Below are 23436 nucleotides of genomic sequence, written 5' to 3'. Positions count from 1 at the left end.
ATTTCTCCGATTCTCATTTGTGATTGTGAGAGGTAATTTTCAATCCAGATAAAAGCTGATTTTCTGAAAATGAGTTTTGCCGAATTACCTATTTTCAGTATGGAATTTAAAATAAACCCACTAATTTAATAAATAGGTTTAGGTCAGTTTTAATCCCTTACTTTAAATTGGGAGTGAAAGGGAGCTGACTTTTATGTTTACCGGAAAATCGTCCCTACATTTTTTCATCTGCTCACCTAAATATAATGCCAATTTTCCCCAGTCCGTTGCTTGCTGCTCCAGAGTTGGGTCGTCATTTACAGCTATGCCATTTACCTCTGTGGTGGGCTTTACTATCCCCAGCGCTTGTTGAACAACATGACCAAGCTCGTGGGGAAGGTGTTTCTCTTGACCTGGGGCCAAGTAAATATCCTTACCCTGAGCATATGCATGAGCTTGTACTTGCGAAGGCTTTGACGAGTTGTAGTGCACTCGCACATTAGCCAAATTAACACCAGATAGTTTTTCCATGCCACGTCTGAGGCGTATTGGTAAAGCGCAGCTCTGAAGAGGAACGTTTTTTGCTCTTCGCTGACGTGCGGGGTTCTGCTTTACCGTTCCGGTAATGTGGCGCTGTTTGGTCGTGAGTTGATAAAATGTCATCGTGTTGTTTCGTGCTTGCTGGATACTTTTACTATAGGCATGGTATAGCGGTAACGATTGGTAAAAAGTCTGGAGTCGTTGGTATTTATTCGTAAGGTTACTGCAAACTGAAAGGAGGTATTCATGAAAAATACCCGACTGAGCCGGGTATTTGTGACATTTATTCGGTAGCTTCAACTGCTCGGGTTGCTTGTTGCTCTGCTTCATCTGGGGTTGAGGTGGCAGGTGCATCAAACGCTTGCTGATAGACACTCTGATCTGCTGCGACGACGGCGTTGTTAGCGACATTTTCAGCCTCAGAAGGCGTTGCCGTAGCATGGCCTGTGGACTGAGCTGCCGTGGCGACCTCAGCTTGTGATACTGCTTGCATTGCTTGTTGTTCTGCACTGAGAACCGATTGTTCATTTTGAGTGGTCATGATGGAATATCCTTACTAATGGTTAAATTATGCACTGTGTAGTGCTTCGAATGGGCCTTCAACCCAAACATCGTTATGAGTAAACAAATTGATGAGCTCTAGCGGCCGCGAGTCAGCTAGTTCAGATAAAGAAGTTTCCCAAATATTGCGTTGGGAGCGCACTTTGATGAGCTTATGCTTGTCCTGTTTCCAGTTTACTGGCAGAAATACACATCTTTCTTTGGCCTTTTGACCGTAGAGTCTATCGTTGGCGGAAAGGAAAACTAAGTTTCGTTTGTGGTTATCCGCAAGGTTAGACTCTTCCACGCAATAGCGTAATGACGCTCGAAACCAGTTTGGAAATGGCAAACTGGATGGCTGGTTTTGAGGAGTCGTGGTATTGTCTGCGGTTGCTTGAGGACTCTGTTGATTATACCAAGTGTGTAGTGCATCTATAGCCAAACTTCGGTATTGCAAAAGCGGGAGTGAGTCAATAAAGGCTGGCAAATCGTCATTTTTACTTAACTTAAAGCGTTCATAAGCAAAATGTAATTGGCCAATTGCGTTCAGACGTGAAATAACCAGCTCTGGGCGGTTTAAACCAAGTATTTCAATCGTAGTTTGACCTTTGGTTAATTGTATTGCGCTATCCTTGTCTAAGGACTGAAGCCATCTCGTAAACGCAGGCGATTCCATCAAGTCGTGTGACTCTTGAAGTAATTCGGGCTGTGACCAAACAAGCTGCTCGGCTTCATTTTGACTGATAGATTTGCTGTCCATCAAAAAAGTAGACAAAACATCAAAGGCATAGGCTCGACCTGATTGAGGGTCAAAGCGGACAAATTGTCTTGGGTCTTCTAGGTAAGGGCAGACTAGTAAGGGCTGCTCTTGGTCGATATTAATCAGTGGCGCACGTTCGCCAACAAGTGGAAATTGACCACCTTTATATTGCTCGTGACAAGCATTACAGACAAAAAGTAGGTTGTTTTGATCATATGCCAATGAAAAGTACGGCGAGCAGGTCGCCACTACGTCTAAATGTGTTGAAACCGGTCTTTCCAGTAACTCAACAGGCCTGAAGTGGCCAACTTCGCCGGAGTTTGTCGCTAATAAATAGCTTTCGCAATAGGCACAGCAGCCATTACTGAGTTGTTGCAAGTGAGCTTTCAAATGATCGGATGCAAATAGCGCTGTATCAAAAGCGGCATAGTTAAACCCCACATTAACCAAGTCTTCTGTTAAGCCTGTCAGCCTGAGCGTGATAAATACTAGGTTATCTACTAAGTCAGGAGCGTAGCCCTCGCTTACTAGCTGCTTTCTATCTTCAATTGTCAGCGTATGATATTTAGGTGCGTCTACCAGGCGCGCCATGAGTGCTTGCATCTGTTTATTTGCTGCTGCAATTTTTACGTCTTCGTCTGGTAACCAGGCTATAGGTTTACAATCTATCTGGATCATTGTGGTCAGGCTCCCTGCAACTTGTTTTATTCGCCTTGCGTGTCAGCACTGCGCTGCATTACATCATGTTGAAAGACTTGATTTTGATGCATTAGCTGCTTTTCCATGTTTTTTAGCGTTTCTTCCATCGCTTGTTGTGCGGCCTCAGCACTTTGGCGAGCTGCGACTTCCTGCTCCGTATATACTTGCTCTATCTGTGCTTGCTGGTCCTCTAATTGTGTTACTTGCGCTTGCAGTAATGTATCTTGGTAGGGCGTTTCGTGAGCGTCAGATTGGTTTATCTGGGTCTCATTCTCGAGCGCATTATGAATGCTGGCGAGGTGTTGACGAGACTGTTCAATTAGCTGTGAAGATTGCTGTAATGACATATCTATTGTGTGTTGTGCGCGGTTAAGCATGGTATCAATGTCGGCTAAAATGCTATTCATTTGTTTCGGCATAACGGCTTGAGAGAGTTCACCAAGCGCTGTAACCTTTTGATTTTTGGTATTCATTGTTCAGTCCTCTTATTATGCAACCAGCGGCCAGTGAGTTTGCACACTCAGGCAGCCTTGGCTATCAACATCAAGCAACGCTTCACTGTGATATAGGTCATATAAATAGTGCCGGCACTGGCCGGCCTGACAGATATAGCTGTCTTTCGCTAATGAGTTGATTAGCGTATGTTGAAGCGTTTCAAGATAGTCATTTGCAGCTTGCACTAAATCGCCCTTACCTAGGTCTATGTTAAGCACGATATTAAGCAAGCCTGCGCTGAAACTGCTAAAGCCCAGATATTTTCCACTTTCATGCCATTGCTTAATCGCATTGTGTAGATCAATAGCTTGAAGTTCGTAGGTGACCACAGGAGAATCTAGGTTGGCATTAACCACCGGAGAGAGGGTAGTAATTGCGTCATTTAGCGCACTAATAGGACTTGGTGAGCGCTTTTTCCACTCAAGGTAAATACATAAATATCGAGCAAATTCACTTAGATTTTGTGCCTGCTGAGTTGCCCATTGGCACGCTGGGATAACGGTTTGATTTGATAGTTCATAGCAACGCTCACAATAACAAATAACATGGTATAAGTTGAGTTGATCCTTAAATGAGGCGCTCCAACCCAGAGCATGGTAACTCAAGTTATAACGTCGATAAAACAGTGCAATTTTGTTCAGAATCGTACTATCTAACAGACGGTATTTGGTTAACAGATCAGCTAAAATTGCTTTGTCTTTTTCAGAGTCTCGATTGCTCAAGGTCGCGAGGTCTCTGAGATCATTAGTAGTCAACTCGAGTAGTTTTTTCACATCGATTGAAATGGGAATATGATGTAAGTAGATCAACGTTGAATTCATCAATCCCAAGTAAAGCTGCTCGATAAATTGCGCTTCTGACGAAAAGCGCATTATCTCGCTCTGTTGTATGAGGGCGTTGACACTCTCTTTTCCCTGATTTAAAAATTGGATCAAGGTTTGCGTTTTGTCGGAAAATTGCGCCAACTGTTCAATTTCTGTGTTATTCACTACGATCGTCATGTTTGCCTCCCGTGCCAGCGTCAGTGACGTGAGCCCCCATTAGCTTCCACCACTTGGAAAATTATTGAGTAGATCACTGGCAGAACTACCGACATCGCCAAAGTTTTTCGTACCGTTTTCAACCATCTTGTTAGCCGCTTCGATGATACTGTTGTATTCTTCGACCTTACCAGTCGCCAGCATTTGTGAAATCGCAACCCCCATTGCGGTAGTCGCCATGGTATTGATATTTCTTAGGTTGTCGGTTGCATCTTGAATTGCAATTGCCGTTGATTGAGAAACTGACTGATAAGCCTTACCGGCACCAGAGAGTTTATTTAGCTCGCCGCTTAAGCTGGCATTTTTGATGATATCAAGCGTCGCTTGTGTTGATGGCCCGACATTTGTTAACTCATTCATATGCTTTGCCTCAGTTAATTTAAGTTATGTTGGGTTTACCTCTAGGTGCTTTTTTTGCTATCAGGGTCGAGGTATTGATGCAGGAGTTTTTGTACTACCTCTTCAATTTTGCTTAGATCCAGTTGTTCTTCAGGCGCTTTGGGCTTTTCTGGTTTAGGCGGTGACTGCTGTAGCATTTTTGCACAGCTCGCTGCCGCAGCAGCAGAGGCCGAAGTTTGCGCGTTTTGCTGTGCTGTGACGGCGTTATACATCGACATCCCCATAGTTTCGGTTGCTGCAATATTGAGCATGCCCATAGATTGCATTGGAGCAGAGCCCGTCAATAGGGTATTAACTTGATTCACTGAATCAGAGATTTGGTCGTTTACTGTACTCATTTTGCTAATTCCTTTCTTATCCTAGTTTAACGGAAGCTACGCCAGAGCTGATAATGAGTGCACAGCACTGTGCTACACTTGCACTGGATATCATCTGACCTCGAGCTTCGTTCTGCACGGCGTTCTCCATCAATAAAGAGATAGAGTTTCCCATCGTGATGGCGGCTACACCGAGTGAAAAAGTGTGTGCTTCGACAAGGGGTAACATGGTATTTCTCCAATTGAGCAGCACTTAAGTCTTTGTGAGTAAAGTCGTACTGATGTTGGATCCATCAGTACGACTTAGCACTTAACGGTAGACTTTAGTGATGCCTTCCGCCGTAGTTGCCGTATTGATACTCATTAGGGTATCTACGCCTTGCACCAATGCGGCTTGAGCTGTCACATTGTTATTTTGCTGTCCAGTTGTTGCATTGTGTGCAGCGTTTGAGAGTGCTTGGCTTGTAGCAATCATAAAGTTACCAGTTGCTACAGCAGGTGCGTCACCGAGTACTTTCGTATTCACTTGTGAGACTGAGTCAGTGATCTGACTGTTTACAGCTGTTGGAAATGCCATAACTATCTTCCTTTTAAAGTATTAAATATCTAGGCGTTAAAGCCCGTTAGTTTGTGACTGAACCGAGTACGTTATGCAAAAATCTTACTTGTCGCGATGCCAGTCGTTGCAGTGTCAATGGAGTAAAGTAAATTTACGCCCATTGTTGTTACTGCTTGCGCAGTAATATTTGCCTGTTGTTGTGCGGCCGTTGCGTTGTGAGCCGCGTTCGCCAATGCCTGAGAAGTTGCCTGAAAGAGGTTTCCCATAGCGATAGAAGGCGCATCGCCTAGCACCTGTACATTGGCTTGTGTAACAGAGTCTGTAATTTGACTATTTACAGCGGTTGGAAAAGCCATAGTGTTATCCTTATTGTCGTTAACAAGTTCAGCCTAAATATCGTTAGCTGTGTTTGTAGGTATCTCACATTCCCAGATAAGCGTCTTCGTTGAGTCGCTGCTGTGCGCGATGTTGAACAAGTATCGGGGAGCCGAGAATTAACCTAATCCAGCAACCGGCTGTTTTTGTGGTTGAAGAATACTTTTTGTTGCAATACCTGTGGTTGCGGTGTCAATAGAATATAAAGTAGTCACCCCCATCGTTGTTGCCGCTTGCGCTGTCATTGCAGCTTGTTGTTGAGCTGATGTCGCATTGTGTGCCGCGTTAGCTAATGCCTGAGAGGTAGCTTGAAATAAGTTACCCATAGACATCGCTGGAGCGTCGCCTAATACCTTTACGTTTGCCTGAGTGACCGAGTCGGTAATTTGATCGTTTACTGCTGTTGGAAATGCCATAATTCCACCTTTTTAGCTTTAAGTTTGACGAATAAAAAAATATGAGTGGTGCTTAGGTCTAACAAGCTAGATGGAGCTCCTAAACACTGAGGTTAGTATAGAAAACGCAGTAGGGTTAGAATTGGCAGTACTTCGCATTATTATTGGTATAACTCAGGAACTACTTGGTAGATTTATCTAAATCACCCGAGCTGAAAGACCAAAAATTAAATCTGTTCGCTAAGAAATATTCTAACCGCTGCTACAGCTAATTAAGTGCTGAACGAGAGAGGTGCATTCAGCACACGGTTGTACCGTTATTCAGTGTTTTGTACGGTGATCTCGGTAGGCACCAGGACTGACGCCAACGACAGACTTAAACTTTCTAACAAAAAAGCTCAGATCGGAGAAGCCGACATCGTCACATACCTCAGTCACTTGACTATAAGGGTCTTCACGCAAAAGCGTCATTGCTGTCTTGATCCTTATCCGTAGCAAAGTTTGTTTAAATGACTGTCCAACATAACGTTTGAATAAGAACGAGAGATGAGAAGGGCTGACGCACGCATAATTGGCAACCTCGCTTAGGCTCAGTGGCTTCTTAAAATTGTCATCAATATATTGCAGCGCTCTTGCTAAAGCAGGATGAGGTTTGTTGACAGGCCTAAGCAGTGATAACGGAGTAAAGTCGACCCCCTCACGACTATCTGAAGGGGTGTAACTGTGCTCATCATCGCAGGATATCAGTGTTTGCATGGCTTGGGTAAAATCGCATTCAGCTTGTTTTAGTGGGATAAGATTACCCTTAGTTGGTGAAGGTTTATTTTCCATAGCGGGGAATAGAGTCAACAGAGTCTGTTTAGTGATTTCTGGTTGCTCACATAAGAACGTCAGTTTGTCTAAACAACGTTTGAGCTGTTTTACGTTATGTGGCCAATCATAACTGGTTAAGACTTCTAGCGCAGGTCCTTGAAATTGCAGTTTGGCGAGATGTTTACAAGTATGTTTGTAGTGGTTTATTAAGGCAATAATGTCTTCTTTACGGTTGTAAAGAGGAGGTATGGGTAGTTCAAGACAATGATAATGTAACCAACTCAGAAAAGAATCGGACTGCATATGTGTGTCTCCAGAGGTTTGCTTTTCCGCGCTAGTTGAGGTGATTAATCGTGGCGCGGGAGACTGCGGGGAAAGGGTGAGCCAGTAGTCTTTGATTGACTCGGCCTGCACTTGGGTCAGTGCGTCGATATTTTTGAGGTAAATGGTACCGCTTTGTGCTCGGTTGACAAGCTCTTCTAATAGGGTTGCTGCGCATTGACCTTGCCAATGGTTTACACACGATACAATCATATTTTCAGAATGCGACTTACTCAGCTCATGAATATGGCAAGCAGCCAAATGCTTCCCTGAACCGGGTTGACCAACAATATGTATGGGTAAATCACATTGTGCTAAATGTTGAATTTGCTGTTTCAGTTTGAAAAGTACATCACTACTGCCAATCCAAGGTTGTGCTGAAGGTGTTAATTTTACGAGTATGGACATGGTGTTTCCTTATTTCTCATATTGCAGAAAACATGCCATTCAAGGTTCATTTGAATGGCATGTTATGGGGTCAAGGAAACGATATGGATATTTTGACTCAGATATTGGCTCAGATACGGGTCACTTGGTTTTGTGTATTAGATTGATGGTGTTTATACCAATCCAGTTCTAAGTCGTTTGCGTGACTTCTCAGAGATTCCCATACGAGAGGGTGCACAAAACTGTAGTGTTCAGCGTCTTGGGTTATCAATCCACTGCTCAACATTTTGTGTAACACACACAAGGGAGCACGGATTTTTTTATGTTCATTAAATTGGTGAAGTTGTTTCGTATCGAAGTGTTGTCCAATTCGCGCTGCAAACTTAAGGGTATTTACAACTTCACATGGCATCGAGTTGAGGTAGTGTTGAGTGAGTTGCTGTAGGGTTTCAGGAAGTTCTGATTGGGGATGGGTGACACAAAGTAGTTGAATTAAAAATAATGGGTTACCACATGCCCGCTTTAAGGCAATAGCGGTTCTATGTTGATGTTTGCACGGAAGCATATCTCGGCTCAATAATGTGTGATGTGCTAATTGCTGCATCGAACTGATATCTAGTGGCTTTAGATAGATAATATGTGCAGAGGAGAGCCATTTGGGAGGATGAGTAAAAGCATTTTTTTTCTGGGCAGACAGGATAAACAAAATACCAAAATGACATTGGACTTGTGTAAGTATGCTCAAAAAATATCTGCTTTGCTCGCTAAGAGTGTGTGCATCGTCTATCAAGATCGCTTGCACTTTTTTGTGATTGAGATATTTCAGTAAATCACTGACTACGGTTCTATCAAGCAACCTTAAGCGCTCGTCTGAAAATTGACGAAGCGCCTGCTTGTGAGCAGAATTTAAAGGCAAGTCCGCCCATTGACGCATACGAATTGCGCTCAGCGGTGTGCTAGAAACGAGTTCTATTTGATGGCCTAACTCTACTTCACTATGTGCCTTAACAAGCAATAATGAGCGAACAAAATTGGCAACAAAAAAGTGAGGGTTGTTGTGATTTAAGCAGGAGTTTGTACTAAATAGGAGGTAGTTTTTCTCCGCTCTCTTTAAGTGGCAAATAAAGGAATTGAGTAGCGCGCTTTTACCTATTCCTGTCATACCCAGTAGTAAGATGGTTTGAGCGCAAGGTAACGCCACCGCTCTACTAAAAATGATATGTAATTGATTAAGCTCCCATTCTCTTCCATATAATGGAGTGGGCTCGTCTTTTAACAAATAGCTATATAGCCATAAAGGAGACTCTGCTTGATCGATTAATGTATCAATACTGACCTGGAAGTACTTTGCTAAATTTTGAATAGTTCTGCAGAGTACTCGATTACCAGATTCCGCTCGTTTTATTGTGGAAACCGATACTGGGAAGCGTTGGTTTGTACAGTTTTCAGCAAGCTTTTCTCTACTTAGGGCTTTTTTTTCTCAGCATTAGTAACGTTGTTTTATTCACCGCAATTCTACCTAGGTTGGGTGTAGTCATTATTCAGATCCTTGTCGTTATGTTATTGATACATCATTATTGTTGCCAGTTGTGTTTGTTGTTAATAATCTATTTATATTATTGCTTCATTTCTATTACAAGGTATTACAGCGTTTAATTTATTGTTTGGTAAATTTTGAGGAGGGGAGTTTTGGGTTTGGTATGTTATGGAAAAAGTGAGGGTTGAGAGTCAACGCTATATAACGAGTAGCACTATGTAGTGACTAAGTCTTACTGACAAACAGACTAAAAAAGCGCATAATTGAAGGCGTTGCCAGACAAGGTATTTCATGATGGATTTGAAATACCTAAGTGCTTTTCTAAGACCCTAGAGTACTTAAGTATTATACTTTTAAGGGCAACATGATGAATACGCAACTTCCTAAAATCGTGATAGTCGGTGGTGGTGCTGGTGGCTTAGAGTTGGCAACACAATTAGGGCATAAACTCGGAAAAAAACGCCAAGCAGAAATCTTATTAATTGATAAAAATCGCAGTCATATTTGGAAACCGCTGCTTCATGAAGTCGCGACAGGGTCTATTGACGCTGACTTAGATGGAGTGGTTTATTCTGCTCATGCAGCAAAGCATTATTATCAGTTTCAGCTCGGCAGTTTTAGCCACGTAGACTCAATCAATAACACCATCACGCTGAGCGAGCTAAAAGACGAACTCGGCCATCGTATTCTCCCAGAGCGACAAGTCAGCTATGACTATTTAGTGCTCGCTATTGGTAGTATTAGCAATGATTTTAATACGCCGGGGGTCAAGGAGCATTGCTTCTTTCTCGATTCAAATCAGCAAGCTGAGCGATTTCAGCATGCACTCCTCGATAACTTTACACGCTTACACCAAGACGATGACCCGAAGCACTCGTTAACCATTGGCATTGTTGGTGGTGGCGCTACTGGCGTTGAGCTTTCTGCTGAGCTGTATCATGTATCAGACATGTTGAAAATGTACGGGCTGAGTAAAATGACAGCCAAACGCCTTCGTATTGATTTAATAGAAGCAGGTCCTCGAATATTACCTGCATTACCAGAGCGTATTGCTAATTCAGCTAAACGGGAGCTTGTGAAGCTAGGTGTCACGGTGCGAGAAGGCACCCAGGTAAAGCAGGCAACTGAAGACAGCTTTATTACTAAAGAAGATGAACAGCTAAAGGCAGACATCAAGGTGTGGGCTGCGGGGGTAAAAGCACCTGACTTTATTAAAGAGATTGGGCTGTTCGAGCTTACTCGCAATAATCAAATTAAGGTAAATCAATACTTACAAAGCAGTGTAGATGAGCATATTTATGTCATCGGTGATTGCTGCGCGTTTACCCAAGCGGATGGCACTCAAGTGCCGCCGCGTGCTCAGTCGGCCCATCAAATGGCGCAATGTGTAGAGAAAAATCTAATCGCGACACTAAAAAATCAACCTTTACACGAGTTTACCTATAGTGACCACGGCTCTTTAGTGAATTTATCTCGTTATAGCACTGTTGGTAGTTTAATGGGGAACCTAACCAGCAATAGCTTTTTTATTGAAGGTAAGATAGCGCGATTCATGTACATCTCATTGTATAGAATGCATCAGCGCGCAATCCATGGTATCGCAAAAACCTTTGCACTATGGATAAGTGAAAAGGTGCTAAGAGTGGTACGGCCAAAAATGAAACTGCACTAAGTTAATCTGAACTTAAGATAATTAATGCCTTTCTAGCAGCTAGTTTTAGCGCTAACCGTAACCTTGCCTACAAAGGGTCTTTGTGGGAGTGGGACGCGAGAGCGTTGCTATCCGTAAAGCCTTTTCTCTAGACAAGGGGGAACATTAATGTAATTTTAAAACAATGTGTTAGCTCACTCTTTTTCCAACCCCGATTGAGTAGCATTTGGTGTATCTAAAACCAAAGACAATTGATTTTTTGCTTTGCTGTTCATATTCCAATTTTCAAAAACTTTTACGTGGCTGTCCACGATATCTATCAATAGTTAAAGTGCCTGTCCATGATAACGGTCTTTCTATTTCGTATGTCACATCAGCGTGATTTTGAAATTTTTATAAAGGCTACCTTACTCGATTTCACAAAAAGACTTCCCACCATTACTCAGCTATACAAAGCTTCTAGAGGTCATGTCTCGTGTGGTTACTTTGCTTTCAAGTTGTTTTAAAACCCTAAAACCTACCGATCGCGACAGTTGCTTCATCGACTTAACGAGCAGCAATGTTTGCCATAATTAGAGGGTACTAAGGACCAAAATGTAATTGTCCCCCTTTGGTTATCCTTATCATATGATTCAAAAAAGTAAAATTGTCTTCAGTATGAATGAATTAACTAACTAACCTGAACTCTTTGTGGATAATAAACTTTTGAAGTTTTCATGAGACTCAATTTTTGAAGATAATATCTTGTCTAATTTAACTCCTAACGAAGCAGTGCTATCATTTTGTTTTAATAGCTTGTATAAAGAGTTAAATGAATAACCACCTGCAGAGTGCGTGAAAAGCTCTTTGAGAAGTTTATATTTATCATCTTTGTCGAACTTAACGCTGAGGACGTCAAAAATCACATGACCACAAGCGTAAGCAGCAAAGACTGAAGGGGTGTTATCAATACTTCCTAAAGCTTCTGTCTCAAGCACGCTAGAACACTTTTCTATGTCACTTTTATAAAAATAATCATGATAATCTTTAGATATCATGCCTAAGGACAGTAACAGTTGGTAGGATAAATATTCAGCACTACCTTCATATAGCCATGTGGGTGAATCTCCCTTATTTGGAAAAAGATAACCATTCCAAAGATGAACAGCTTCGTGCGCGATTATTAGTAAAATTTCACGTTCATATCTCAAAGGGTTTAAAATAAGATCATCTCCACTTAGAGTTAACACAATTTGACCTGGTAAAGCACCACCTTCAAAGCCTAGATAGTCTCTACTTTTATCATAATAAATTAAAACTTCAATGCTGCCAGGGTGGTTGTGATCTAAAGCCTTTCCTAATAGGTTTATAACTTTTATTGTATTCTCAATAACTGAATTAGTTAGTCTAATATCTATCTCTGAGCTGGTTTTGAAATTTACACCCTTAAATTCTTGTGTTTCAATAGGTGCTAAAAAGTAATAACTTTTAAAATCACCACCTCTAATTTTAAGGTGATTTCCACTGGTTGTCTGATTGTTGTCTTTCTCTTTACTTATAATTTCGAATTCTATTTCTTCATTTTTTTCCTTGCCCATCTTTGTGTAATTTATTTCATTAGGTAAGAAATAGTCTAGAAAAATACCAGTCCCACTTTTGAAAAATAGATATGGAGAATAAGCTCGAATTTCAGATGTGTCGAACCCCTTATCTATTGTTATAGATAAACTTTTTTTGGGGGTGGAAAACTCTATTTTTCCATTGGGTGATATAGTGGGTGGGTGGTTATCTTTAAACCTCCAATAATTCATTATGAAGTTTTCAGGTGCGTTTTTTATCGTTATTGATCTTACGCTTTCTCTAAAAACATACTCTATCTCAAAGTTTTTCTTACTTGTTTCTTTTGTTATTTTTATTTCCACATTGCTTGCAGTGCTTAAAAAAGTGGAAAAAAGAATGCTTAAAAAAAATATTGCCTTGTAAATTTTTATTTCTTTCATTGTAAATTTACCGAGTTAATTACTTCCTGACTTTGTATGATAAGAGAGTCACCTAAAAAATCTAAGTTTCTTTCAATTTCAACCACACTAAAGCCACTTGCTATTAAATAGTTCACGATATGAGCGAATAGAGCTCTAAAAGAGTCACATAAAATCGATTTATTCTTAAATTGATGAAGTTTGCTGTGTCGCGTTATGCCTGCACCTAACCCTACGCCTCCTTTGCATAACCCTTTCCATACACACGGGGCACATTCATAAGGCAAAGTCTCAAGTTGTTTTTCAATCTTTACAAACGCCTCTGAACTTATGTATTGGGACAAAGAATGATTTTTTATATTTTGATTATTAGATATTCCATTTAACCCTCTAAGCTCGTCAAAAATAATTTCACCATCAGACGATATCCCTATCATTAAAGAATTATCTAACTTTGAACTCACTTGCTCAAGATGTTTTAGATCTTTAGTTAGAGTGTTAATTATTTCCGAGAAAATACGTATGGTGATATTATTGTTTTCAAACTCCTCTACCCAGGAATCAAATAGGTTTATTAGGTAGTTAGATAGTTTATCTACATCTTTTTTATTATAAGTGTCATGAGTGTCCATAGGCAATAGAAAACTAACGCTATTAGCGGACAACTCTCGAGTAAAAAATTTAAGAATATCACTTGGGCTTTCGTAGGGATCAATCACACATAATAACCCGAAGCTTCTAATTCTTTTCTGCGATTCGGCATCTTTTAACTTTTCAATACCTTTAATTACTTTATCAAAACTTCCTTTTTCATTATGGTCTACTCTATGTTTATCGTTTATTTCTTGAGGTCCATCTAAGCTTACTCCCAGGGCGATGTCGTATTTTTCAAATATAGAGACCCAGCTTTCATCAATAAGAGTTGCATTTGTTTGTAGAGCTAGATTTACTTGAATAGAATTAAAGGATTTTAATTTCTCACAAATTTCGATAAAGTGATTTCTGGGCATTAGTAGAGGTTCGCCACCATGCAAAATGACATCTAAGACTTCAATTCCATAGTCAGAAATAGCTTGCGAAGTGAATGTGACTAAGCTTTCAATTGTATCTAAATTTATTCTAGCACTTCTTTCTTTATAGCTAGAATCATGAAGGTTGAAAACATAGCAATAATCACAGTTGATGTTGCATCTTTCTGTTGTTTTTAAAATTATTTCAAGGTGCTTTATTGATTTCATTTTGTTTTTTAAGATTAATTTTATGATTTCTTAAAAAGAGCACCTAGAAAGGTGCTCTGAAAATTTTTGACTCTATGGTTTTAGAGTTTTTGGAACTTCATCTGGTTTTACGTATTTTGTGTGGTTTTTGTAGAATGCACCACCGCCAGCTGAGCTAGATACTAGCTCTAACAACTCTTTCTTTAACAAGTTGATTTTTTTATTTTTAGAAGGCGAGCTAAATTTTTTGAGCTCAGATTGTAGTTTAGACATTGAAATTTCCTTAATTTTAATTTAAAAGCATGAAATTAAAATTCATGCTTTTAAAACTTAACATATTTTAAGTTTTTGTTCTACTTTTGTTGGTGAATATAATTTAAGGGTTATGGTGAGCATCTTCTGAGGGAGCGGGTTTTACATTATATAATTACGTGTCTAGCTATAGAGGGTTGTACACCAATGGCTTTTTCTTATGCTGACTATGCTATATTATCCATTCAAACAGGTTACTGTCATGATTTGCTGAGCTGCAATTGATATTTCTCGTTCTGTGCCGTTAATTATAGCGAATTTCCCTATTAATAGTTAAGTTAGGTATTTTGTAGTGCGCCAAATGGGCTTTCAACCCAGACATCGCTATAAGGGCAAAGTAAAGTGCCTGTCCACAAAAAGGCCAGATAACCAATGAAAGTTTGATGTAGATTAGTGATTAATCATTTCCTCTTTTTTGATTAACGAAAGCTGTCGTGAAGCTTGCACATTTGTCCTAGTATATTAATCAAGTGATTAATGGAGTTGAAACATGACAAATAAGCTAACGGAAGCCGCTATTACCCCGAGAGAAAAGCTCATCACCGCTGGTAAATGTTTGTTTATTAACCGCGGATATAATCGAGTCACGACCAGAGCAATTGCGGACCTTGCTGAGGTAAACATTGCTTTGATTAAGTACTACTTCGGCGATAAAGCGGGGCTGTTTGAAGCGGTATTTCGCGAAGTTGCAGCACCTCTACTGAGCTTGCTTGAAGGGATTAAAAAATCACAGTTACGCGAACTCTCACCGCTCATTTTAACTCAGTTTATAGAGCGCTACTTTCAGGTGATGAGCCAATACCCAACGCTACCTAAGATCATTTTTATGGCACTACATGATACGCACTCTAAAGAGCATGAAATCATAAAAAAGATTTTCTTTGAGCATGTAGAGAACGGTGTCAGTACTTTAAATTCGACCTTTCAAACGCTTTCGCCTGCAGAGCCCATTCGAGCTGAATGGTTACTTTTAACCTGTCTTGGCTTGTCGGCATTTCCTTTTTTGGTGCCACCTGTGATGCAGCCGCTACTTGGTATCGAAAACTCGGATACTGAGCAGTGGCGCTCCCTTGGCAAACATCAGCAAGCTATTTTTAACGTGTTTCTATCCCAGCATATTGAACGGAAAACATTATGAAAACACCGTTTTACATCATTAGTTTTGTGTTATTGACGCTTTTGGTTGGTTGCTCTAAACCCGAGCGTAAAATCTTCGGCATTATCGAACGACCGCAGGTGCAGATCAGCAGCCCAACCGGAGAGTTATTAGTTGAGTTGCTGGTCGAGCGCGGCGATAAAGTAGTAAAAGGACAGCCACTGGCGAAAATCGATGACGTAGTGCAGCAACAACAGGTTAATGCTATTGAACAGCAAATCTCGCGCTTGCAAGCGCAATATAGATTGTTGCTCTCAGGCGCTCGGGTCGAGCAAGTCAAACAAGCTAAAGCAAGGGTGCATGCAGCACAAGCCGCTTGGGAAGAAGCTCAGCGGCAACTTGTTCGACAGAAGCAGTTAATCAAAGACAAGTTGACCTCTCAAGATAGGGTGGATACCGCCTCTGCCAATGTTGAGTCGACACTTGGTATTTTGCAAGAGGCCCAAGAACGTCTGAATGAGCTTGAAAATGGTACGAGAGAGGAGACAATTGAGCAAGCAAAAATCGCAATTGCAGAAGCACAAACACAGCTAATTATTGCCAACAAACAGCTCGCTGAGCTTACCCTTAAAGCACCCACTTCCGGCATTGTCGAAGATTTACCTTGGCTTGTTGGTGAGCGTCCGGTTAAAGGTGCACCGATTATTTTGCTGGCTGCTGATGACAAAACATTCGCTCGGCTTTATCTACCGCAAACCCAGCTTGCTAAAGTCTCTTTGGGAAGTGTGCTAAACGTGCATTTCGATGGCAGTGATAAAAGTCTACAAGGCACCGTCAGCTACATTAGCCAAAGCGCGAGCTTCACGCCTTATTTTGCACTTTCACAAGAGGAAAGAGCACGTTTGATGTATGTGGTGGAAGTGGTGCTCACTGATAAAGTGACTGTCCCTTCAGGCACGCCGGTATGGGTGGATCTGCAAAATGACTAAGGAAATCGTGATCCAAAGTGAAGGTTTGGGTAAGCAGTTTAACAACTATTGGGCAGTTTCTGACCTAGATCTTACCGTAAAACAGGGGGAAATCTACGGTTTTCTGGGGCCAAATGGCTGCGGAAAATCAACCACAATCCGGATGTTGACTGGACTGTTAACACCAACCACAGGTCATGTCAGTATTATGGGAAAGGATGTCCAGGCACATGGTGAAAGCTTGCGTAATCGATTAGGCTACATGACGCAAAAATTCTCCCTATACGAGTCGCTAAGTGTGCTGGAAAATCTCGAGTTTGTGGCGAAAATTTATGGCTTATCACGCAATGATGTTAAGCATAGAGTGGCTGAGCTGCTACAGGAATACCAATTAGAAGATAAAAAATCGGTGCAGTCCGGTGCGTTGAGTGGTGGACAAAAACAGCGCCTTGCACTTGCTGCCGCAGTTATTCATAAACCAGAGTTGCTCTTTTTAGATGAACCGACGTCAGCGGTTGACCCCGAAAATAGACGCGCATTTTGGGAGCAGTTATTTAGTTTAAGTGCGCAGGGCACGACCATTTTAGTGTCTACCCATTATATGGACGAGGCAGAGCGTTGTCACCGGCTTGCTATCTTAGAGCAAGGTGTAAAGCGTGCGGATGATAGTCCCATCGCGCTGATGGAACAGTTAAAGGTTTCGGTGTGCGAAGTTGTGGGTGACGACGTCGCGGCATTAAAAACACGTTTAGCTTCATTACCGAGTGTGATTTCCGTCTCCCAAATAGGTGCTCGCCTTAGGGTGTTGATAAACAAAAAAGAATCACAACCTCTGGCATTATTGCGAGCTGAATCTGGAGGTGGTTACGAAGTGGATTTCACTCGCGCTAACCTCGAGGATGTGTTTGTAACGAGCACAGGGAGGGGCTATGCTGAGCTTGCGTAGGTTAAATGCCATCGTCAGTAAAGAGTTTATGCAGCTGGCACGCGACCGTATTACCTTTGCGATGATTGTGATGTTGCCATTGGCGCAGCTGTTGCTATTTGGTTATGCAATTAATACTGATGTGAGACATGTTTCCGCAGGTATTGTTGATTTTAGTCAGACTTATCAATCCAGACAGTTGATCCAAACCGCAGCCAATACTCAAGTTGTTGACTTTATCGGGTATTACGATTCAATTGCGGCGGCTGAGCAGGCCATTACCAGAGGAAAGGTGAATACCGTGTTGGTTATTCCTGCTGATTTTGTGCGTCGGCAGCTCAATCGTGATTATCAACTAAGTGGCTATAAAGTGGGTAATAGTACAGCGCAACATAGCGTTGCGCAGTGGTTGATTGATGGTTCCGATCCGTTATTAAGTGGTGCCGTGGCAGGGCTCAGTAAGTTGCCTATTAGCATCAAAAGGTTACCTATGCCTGCACTGCCAGATCCAGCTTTTGCGCTGCAAAATTACTTTAACCCAGAGAAACGTTCGTCGGTTAACATTATTCCCGGTTTGATTGCTATTATATTAACGATGACGATGATCCTATTTACCTCTTCAGCGCTGGTTAGAGAGCGTGAGCAGGGTAATATGGAATTTCTTATCACCACACCGGTTCGGCCAACCGAACTAATGTTAGGTAAAATTCTACCTTACATTCTTGTTGGCTTTATTCAAATGGCGATAATACTATTTTTAGGACATTGGCTATTTGATGTACCGCTCAATTTTGATATGCCAAGTCTACTTATCGTGACGTTGTTGTTTATCACCGCGAGCCTTACCTTGGGACTGCTGATCTCCACTAAAGCCAAAAACCAATTGCAAGCAATGCAAATGACGGTCTTTGTGTTACTGCCTGCAATATTGCTATCTGGGTTTATGTTCCCATTTGCCGCGATGCCAAGAGCGGCGCAATACCTTGCAGAGATCTTACCTGCCACACATTATGTAAGGTCGATCCGAGCTGTAGTTCTTCGAGGCGCGCACTTTAGCGATTTGTATTTTGATTTACTCTGTTTGGTCGCCTTTAGTGTGATTGGCTTTATGATTGCGACGATGCGCTTTAAAAAGCGATTAGATTAGGGCCTGTTGATCTTTCAAGTTTGTTTTTGCAGCAGTTTGATTGGTATTTATACAAGGCAGGGCCTGCGTAGCATAGTTATTCTATGTAAGTTAGGCGATAACACAGTAGAAATGCCAATCAAGCGCTGCCCTTTGGGTTCCCCTGAGTGCGCTTTGTTCATTGTTGCTCAACTTTTGCTTAGATTACTAGGCGGCAAGTCGAGCGTCGCGATCAAAACACACTCAGGAGAACAAAAATCAAACAGCAAAGGTCAACAGGCCCTAGTTGTGTAAATATTGAATCGCAAAGGATGGGTATTAGTCTTTATTATGTTTACGCTTTTTAGTGGGTAAGCAAATGATACCTTCGGCGCGTTGGGCAATTTAATTCTGGTGTTATGGCTTGCGATACTCAACATTTCGGTGCATTTGGTGTGGATTAAAGCTGGTGATTTGTTGGCGCGAGTGTCGAATGACCCAAATTATAATAAATGGTTGAATCGGTTTTACGGCGGCTGTTTGTATCTGGTCGCGGCTTGGTTAATTTTCGATAATGAAATTTGGCGCGAAGGTTTGATCTGAGCAAAAATAAAGGCAGGCTTCTAGATAGAAGCCTGCCTTTATTTGTATACAAGTAATAGGGTGATTACATCACTCGCATGCCAGGCTGTGAGCCCTCGTCTGGATTTAAGATGTAAATTTCTTTACCACCTGGGCCTGCAGCCAACACCATGCCTTCTGACATACCAAAACGCATCTTGCGAGGTTTTAGGTTTGCAACCATTACTGTTAACTTGCCGATAAGATCTTCAGGTGCATAAGCTGACTTAATGCCTGCAAACACTTGGCGCGTTTCACCACCTAAATCAAGCGTAAGTTTAAGCAGTTTGTCTGCACCTTCAACATGCTCTGCGTTGGCAATTTTTGCGACACGCAGATCAACTTTGGCAAAATCATCGAATTCGATTTCCGCAGCGATTGGCTCTTTGGCAAGCGGGCTATTCGGATCTGCTGCTACAGATTGACCACCCACTTTCTTTTCAAGACTTTCTTTCGAAGACTCGATCATCGCATTCACTTTATCAAGTTCAACACGCTGCATTAGTGCCTTAAACTTATTGATTTCATGATTAACAAGGGCGTTGTCAACGCTTTCCCAAGTAAGCTCGGTATTTAAGAAAGCTTCAACATTTTTCGCCATACCTGGAAGGATTGGCTTTAAATAAGTCAGTAATACGCGGAATAGGTTAAGACCCATAGAGCACACTTGATGTGCACGCTCAAGCGTCTCTTCATTCTTTGCAAGCACCCAAGGCGCTTCGGCATCAATAAACTGGTTTGCTTTGTCAGCAAGGGTCATGATCTCACGCACTGCGCGGCTGTATTCGCGGTTTTCAAAATGTGTCGCGATTGAATCCTTTGCAGCAACAAAGCTAGTTAGTAGCGCTTCGTCCATGACGGAGCCGCTTAGCTTGCCGTCAAATTTCTTAGTAATAAAGCCTGCGCAGCGACTCGCGATGTTTACCACTTTACCTACTAAATCTGAGTTTACGCGTGCTGCAAAATCTTCTAGGTTGAGGTCTAAATCCGTAACGCCGCTGTTTAGTTTAGCTGCGTAGTAATAACGTAGATACTCAGGATCTAAATGCTCAAGATAGGTACGAGCCTTTACAAAAGTGCCTTTTGACTTAGACATCTTAGCGCCATTCACGGTGACAAAGCCGTGAGCGAATACGTTATTTGGTTTGCGGAAGTTAGCGCCATCTAGCATTGCAGGCCAAAACAGGCTGTGGAAGTAGATGATGTCTTTACCGATAAAGTGGTAAAGCTCGGTGTCGGAGCCTTCACCCCAAAACTCGTCAAAGTTTAGGCCTTGTTTCTCGCAAAGGTTTTTGAAGCTTGCCATGTAACCGATTGGTGCATCCAACCAAACATAGAAATACTTGCCAGGCGCGCCTGGGATTTCAAAACCAAAATAGGGGGCGTCGCGGCTGATATCCCACTGCTGTAAGCCGTCTGCAAACCATTCGTCTAACTTGTTCGCCATTTCAGATTGCAGACTACCTGAGCGTAGCCATGTTTTTAGCATGTCTTCGAATGCCGGTAAGTCAAAGAAGTAATGCTCTGAATCTTTCAAGATGGGTGTCGCACCAGACATCACTGATTTTGGCTCAATCAATTCTGTTGGGCTGTAGGTTGCACCGCAAGCATCACAGCTGTCGCCATTTTGATCTTCAGACTTACAAGTCGGGCAAGTGCCAGTAACAAAACGATCTGGTAGGAAAATGCCTTTCTCTGGATCAAATAACTGTGAAATCGTGCGCTTTTTGATATGGCCTTTTTCGTCTAAACGAGTGTAGATTAGCTCGCTTAGTTCACGGTTTTCGTCACTGTGTGTGCTGTGATAGTTATCAAACTCGATATTGAAGTCTGCAAAGTCACGCTGACGCTCAATACCCACCTGCTTAACCATTTCTTCAGGCGTGATACCTTGCTTTTGTGCATTTAGCATGATTGGCGTGCCGTGCGCATCGTCTGCACATACATAATAGGCTTCATGGCCTTGTAACTTTTGGAAGCGAGCCCAAATATCGGTTTGAATATATTCCAGCAAGTGGCCTAAGTGTGTGGGGCCATTTGCGTATGGTAATGCACTGGTAATGAGAATTTTTCTCTTCGTCATAACGATTCCATGAATTTAGCGCGATCTTTCTAAGTGATGGTGTTGAATTGGTTGATTATTCACCGAGTTAACACTTGAATGGACAAGTGTGCTTAGTGACTCACCTTCGTTCAGACCATGAACCGCGAATTGACTGGTTTTAATGAGTTGAATGTTACATAATTCCGTGGCTATTTTCATCACCCAGAGGAGTTTAATTTGTATGTTTGGACTGGAAAAATGGTTTGCCAAGGGAAAAAACACCAAACAGGCAATCATTGAGCTTTTAAATGGCTATCGTAGTGCTGCATTACCAGTGGGCATTGATGCAAATTGGGTGATCAAAACACAAGAATCAAAGGCGCAAATTCAAGTACAAATTAATTTTCCATTTGCCATCCAATGCGACCAAGATGTTGCTAATTATCTACAGCAACACTTAGGCAAGGCCGTTGAGGTGACATCGAAAGTCGTCGTTGTCGGCAGACCAAAATTTAAAGCCATTAAACATATTATTCTTGTTGCCTCAGGTAAGGGCGGGGTGGGTAAGTCTACCACTGCGATTAACTTGGCGTATGCGCTACGTGCTCAAGGTGCGAAAGTTGGTGTGCTAGATGCTGATATTTATGGCCCTTCACTACCGAGTTTATTGGCTCTTGAGGATGAAAAGCCTCAGGCGAAAGATGATAAAACCTTACTACCAATTGAAAAGTCGGGCATTAAAGCCATGTCTATTGGCTTTTTGGTCCCAGCAGAGGGCGCCACTGTTTGGCGAGGACCAATGGCTTCTCAAGCGCTTACTCAATTGTTAAATGAAACGGATTGGGGTGAGCTGGATTATCTGATTGTTGATATGCCACCAGGCACAGGAGATATCCAACTTACCATGACGCAAAAAGTGCCTGCCAGTGGTGCGGTGATTGTCACCACACCGCAGACCTTGGCGCTTGCAGATGCACAGAAGGGCATCGCGATGTTTGAAAAAGTGCAGCTCCCCATTTTAGGTTTGGTCGAAAATATGAGTTACTTCAATTGTGAGCAATGCGGTAGCCGCAACCATATTTTTGGTCACTCTGGTGGCACCACGTTGGGGAGTCGCTATGGTGTGCCTTTGCTTGCGGAAGTACCGCTCAACGAACAGATCAGAACAGCAACGGAGCAGGGCGAAGATATCATTGCCACAGTCCGTGAGCCTAATTCAGAAAGTAAGACTGACAATCATGGTATAGCAGATCACTATGTTGATTGTGCCCAACTGGTTGCCAGTATGTTATATTACCAATCAGACTCAACATCGGGTGTTGAGATTGTGATGACGGAAGATTAAGAATGAGATTATCGGATACCCATATTCGAGAAGCGATTGAACAACAACGCATAATCATCGAACCTACACCTAAGCCAGATATGATTTCGGGCGTTACCGTGGATTTAAGACTGGGTAACAAGTTTAGAGTGTTTCAGGACCATGCCGCGCCTTACGTTGATCTCAGTGGTCCTAAAGATCAGATCAATGCCGCGATGGAATCCATCATGAGTGACGAAATCGTGCTAGAAGATGGGCAAGCATTTTTCTTGCACCCTGGTGAGCTTGCGTTGGCAATGACGTATGAAAAGGTAACGCTACCTGCCGATCTTGTTGGGTGGTTAGATGGCCGCTCGTCGCTGGCAAGGCTAGGTTTAATGGTTCACGTTACCGCGCATCGTATTGACCCCGGTTGGTCTGGAAACATCGTATTAGAGTTTTATAACTCAGGGAAGTTGCCTTTGGCACTTAGGCCAAACATGAAAATAGGTGCAATGAGTTTTGAAACGATGACAAGTGCTGCGCAATTCCCTTATAACGAGCGTAAAGACGCCAAATATAAGGATCAAAATAGTGCGGTTGCTTCGCGTATTAGTGACGACAGTTAATTGAATAGATAGGCGAGAGGATTTGTGTAGCAAATCTGACGCTGACCTTGGGAATAACAACGACTAGAAAACAAGTTGTTATTCCGAGTTTAGACTAGTCCCTCAGCTTATCTAAACGGCATGCCATCTTTACATTTTTGATTTCCCATCAAATAGCCATAACGATTTAAATTCAATAATATTTTTGCATTTGCTTTGATCCAAACCATACTTATCGTAATGCGTTTTTTATGTTGTCGGCGAAAGCGTCATGCAAATGACTGCAGTAGACAAAGTGAAATAGGTATTATACCAATTGAATTAAGTCTCTAATCAATTTGAAAGGTGAAATAGCATATTAGCTTCGTTAAAAATTTCTCATTTAGAACAACTAAATAGCAAAATTTTTGCCTTGCTACTAAAACTATTTTCCCGCTTCAAAGTAGATCATTTACTTAATACAACAGGTATT

General features: G+C 41.9%; 24 protein-coding genes. 7 read left to right on the top strand and 17 right to left on the bottom strand.

The window, feature by feature from the left end; translation table 11 throughout:
* Positions 1 to 162 precede the first annotated feature (162 nt).
* From NO992_RS06565 to NO992_RS06505, 13 genes are all read right to left on the bottom strand, one after another.
* Positions 163 to 642: a DUF4157 domain-containing protein gene (locus NO992_RS06565; protein ID WP_254663579.1), complete on the bottom strand. Its 480-nt coding sequence runs from the start codon at positions 640 to 642 to the stop codon at positions 163 to 165.
* A 160-nt stretch (positions 643 to 802) separates the two neighbouring features.
* Positions 803 to 1060, bottom strand: coding sequence for a hypothetical protein (locus tag NO992_RS06560; RefSeq protein WP_371375349.1), 258 nt, complete (start codon positions 1058 to 1060; stop codon positions 803 to 805).
* Between the two features lie 27 nt (positions 1061 to 1087).
* Positions 1088 to 2497, bottom strand: a complete 1410-nt coding sequence (locus NO992_RS06555) for a hypothetical protein (RefSeq protein ID WP_253104679.1) — start codon at positions 2495 to 2497, stop codon at positions 1088 to 1090.
* A gap of 26 nt (positions 2498 to 2523) precedes the next feature.
* Entirely contained in the window at positions 2524 to 2991 is a 468-nt protein-coding gene (locus NO992_RS06550; protein WP_222243213.1) for a hypothetical protein, read from the bottom strand.
* 15 nt (positions 2992 to 3006) lie between these two features.
* Complete coding sequence (locus NO992_RS06545) at positions 3007 to 4014, bottom strand: hypothetical protein (RefSeq protein ID WP_371375345.1); 1008 nt, start codon at positions 4012 to 4014, stop codon at positions 3007 to 3009.
* Positions 4015 to 4053: 39 nt separating this feature from the next.
* Positions 4054 to 4413, bottom strand: coding sequence for a hypothetical protein (locus tag NO992_RS06540; protein WP_017218642.1), 360 nt, complete (start codon positions 4411 to 4413; stop codon positions 4054 to 4056).
* 41 nt (positions 4414 to 4454) lie between these two features.
* Complete coding sequence (locus NO992_RS06535) at positions 4455 to 4790, bottom strand: RebB family R body protein (protein WP_010371690.1); 336 nt, start codon at positions 4788 to 4790, stop codon at positions 4455 to 4457.
* A gap of 16 nt (positions 4791 to 4806) precedes the next feature.
* Positions 4807 to 4998, bottom strand: a complete 192-nt coding sequence (locus NO992_RS06530) for a RebB family R body protein (RefSeq protein WP_371375341.1) — start codon at positions 4996 to 4998, stop codon at positions 4807 to 4809.
* 81 nt (positions 4999 to 5079) lie between these two features.
* Positions 5080 to 5346, bottom strand: coding sequence for a RebB family R body protein (locus tag NO992_RS06525; protein ID WP_010371682.1), 267 nt, complete (start codon positions 5344 to 5346; stop codon positions 5080 to 5082).
* 71 nt (positions 5347 to 5417) lie between these two features.
* Complete coding sequence (locus NO992_RS06520) at positions 5418 to 5684, bottom strand: RebB family R body protein (RefSeq protein ID WP_010371679.1); 267 nt, start codon at positions 5682 to 5684, stop codon at positions 5418 to 5420.
* Positions 5685 to 5822: 138 nt separating this feature from the next.
* Positions 5823 to 6119: a RebB family R body protein gene (locus NO992_RS06515; protein ID WP_010371676.1), complete on the bottom strand. Its 297-nt coding sequence runs from the start codon at positions 6117 to 6119 to the stop codon at positions 5823 to 5825.
* Between the two features lie 300 nt (positions 6120 to 6419).
* Positions 6420 to 7640 carry a helix-turn-helix domain-containing protein gene (locus NO992_RS06510; RefSeq protein ID WP_371375336.1) on the bottom strand — a complete coding sequence of 407 codons (1221 nt, stop codon included), beginning with the start codon at positions 7638 to 7640 and terminating at the stop codon, positions 6420 to 6422.
* Positions 7641 to 7749: 109 nt separating this feature from the next.
* Positions 7750 to 8898 carry an AAA family ATPase gene (locus NO992_RS06505; protein WP_371375332.1) on the bottom strand — a complete coding sequence of 383 codons (1149 nt, stop codon included), beginning with the start codon at positions 8896 to 8898 and terminating at the stop codon, positions 7750 to 7752.
* A 625-nt stretch (positions 8899 to 9523) separates the two neighbouring features.
* On the opposite strand from NO992_RS06505, the gene NO992_RS06500 reads away from it, so the two are divergent.
* Positions 9524 to 10828: an NAD(P)/FAD-dependent oxidoreductase gene (locus NO992_RS06500; RefSeq protein ID WP_371375579.1), complete on the top strand. Its 1305-nt coding sequence runs from the start codon at positions 9524 to 9526 to the stop codon at positions 10826 to 10828.
* Positions 10829 to 11481: 653 nt separating this feature from the next.
* Here the strand turns inward: NO992_RS06500 and NO992_RS06495 are convergent.
* The 3 genes from NO992_RS06495 to NO992_RS06485 form a co-directional block, all read right to left on the bottom strand.
* Positions 11482 to 12786, bottom strand: a complete 1305-nt coding sequence (locus NO992_RS06495; RefSeq protein WP_371375329.1) for a hypothetical protein — start codon at positions 12784 to 12786, stop codon at positions 11482 to 11484.
* Positions 12783 to 14003, bottom strand: a complete 1221-nt coding sequence (locus tag NO992_RS06490; protein WP_235367514.1) for a radical SAM protein — start codon at positions 14001 to 14003, stop codon at positions 12783 to 12785. Before NO992_RS06490 ends, NO992_RS06495 begins: the two co-directional genes overlap by 4 nt.
* A 72-nt stretch (positions 14004 to 14075) precedes the next feature.
* Positions 14076 to 14255 (bottom strand): hypothetical protein, encoded by a 180-nt coding sequence (locus tag NO992_RS06485; protein ID WP_371375325.1) that lies wholly within the window; start codon positions 14253 to 14255, stop codon positions 14076 to 14078.
* Positions 14256 to 14784: 529 nt separating this feature from the next.
* Here NO992_RS06485 and NO992_RS06480 point away from each other — a divergent pair.
* The 4 genes from NO992_RS06480 to NO992_RS06465 are packed head-to-tail and all read left to right on the top strand — an operon-like array spanning position 14785 to position 18430.
* Complete coding sequence (locus NO992_RS06480) at positions 14785 to 15432, top strand: TetR/AcrR family transcriptional regulator (protein WP_371375321.1); 648 nt, start codon at positions 14785 to 14787, stop codon at positions 15430 to 15432.
* Positions 15429 to 16379 carry an HlyD family secretion protein gene (locus tag NO992_RS06475; RefSeq protein WP_371375318.1) on the top strand — a complete coding sequence of 317 codons (951 nt, stop codon included), beginning with the start codon at positions 15429 to 15431 and terminating at the stop codon, positions 16377 to 16379. The genes NO992_RS06480 and NO992_RS06475 overlap by 4 nt, the downstream gene beginning before the upstream one ends.
* Positions 16372 to 17304 (top strand): ABC transporter ATP-binding protein, encoded by a 933-nt coding sequence (locus NO992_RS06470; protein WP_045962408.1) that lies wholly within the window; start codon positions 16372 to 16374, stop codon positions 17302 to 17304. Before NO992_RS06475 ends, NO992_RS06470 begins: the two co-directional genes overlap by 8 nt.
* Positions 17288 to 18430 carry an ABC transporter permease gene (locus tag NO992_RS06465; RefSeq protein WP_010371660.1) on the top strand — a complete coding sequence of 381 codons (1143 nt, stop codon included), beginning with the start codon at positions 17288 to 17290 and terminating at the stop codon, positions 18428 to 18430. The genes NO992_RS06470 and NO992_RS06465 overlap by 17 nt, the downstream gene beginning before the upstream one ends.
* A 625-nt stretch (positions 18431 to 19055) precedes the next feature.
* On the opposite strand, the gene metG is transcribed toward NO992_RS06465, so the two are convergent.
* Positions 19056 to 21092 (bottom strand): methionine--tRNA ligase, encoded by a 2037-nt coding sequence (gene metG / locus NO992_RS06460; protein ID WP_305776068.1) that lies wholly within the window; start codon positions 21090 to 21092, stop codon positions 19056 to 19058.
* Positions 21093 to 21294: 202 nt separating this feature from the next.
* Between metG and apbC the strand changes: the two genes are divergently transcribed.
* A complete protein-coding gene (gene apbC / locus NO992_RS06455; protein ID WP_371375314.1) occupies positions 21295 to 22398 on the top strand; it encodes an iron-sulfur cluster carrier protein ApbC in 1104 nt (367 codons plus the stop codon).
* A 2-nt stretch (positions 22399 to 22400) separates the two neighbouring features.
* The gene (gene dcd, locus NO992_RS06450; RefSeq protein WP_010371648.1) at positions 22401 to 22985 is read left to right on the top strand and encodes a dCTP deaminase; all 585 of its coding nucleotides are present in this window, start codon (positions 22401 to 22403) and stop codon (positions 22983 to 22985) included.
* Positions 22986 to 23436: the final 451 nt, after the last annotated feature.

This window comes from Pseudoalteromonas sp. DY56-GL79 (genome assembly GCF_041414765.1).
GTDB classification, from domain to species: domain Bacteria; phylum Pseudomonadota; class Gammaproteobacteria; order Enterobacterales; family Alteromonadaceae; genus Pseudoalteromonas; species Pseudoalteromonas piscicida.
The sequence above is the reverse complement of the archived record's forward strand: the minus strand, read 5'-3'. Positions and strand labels throughout refer to the sequence as shown.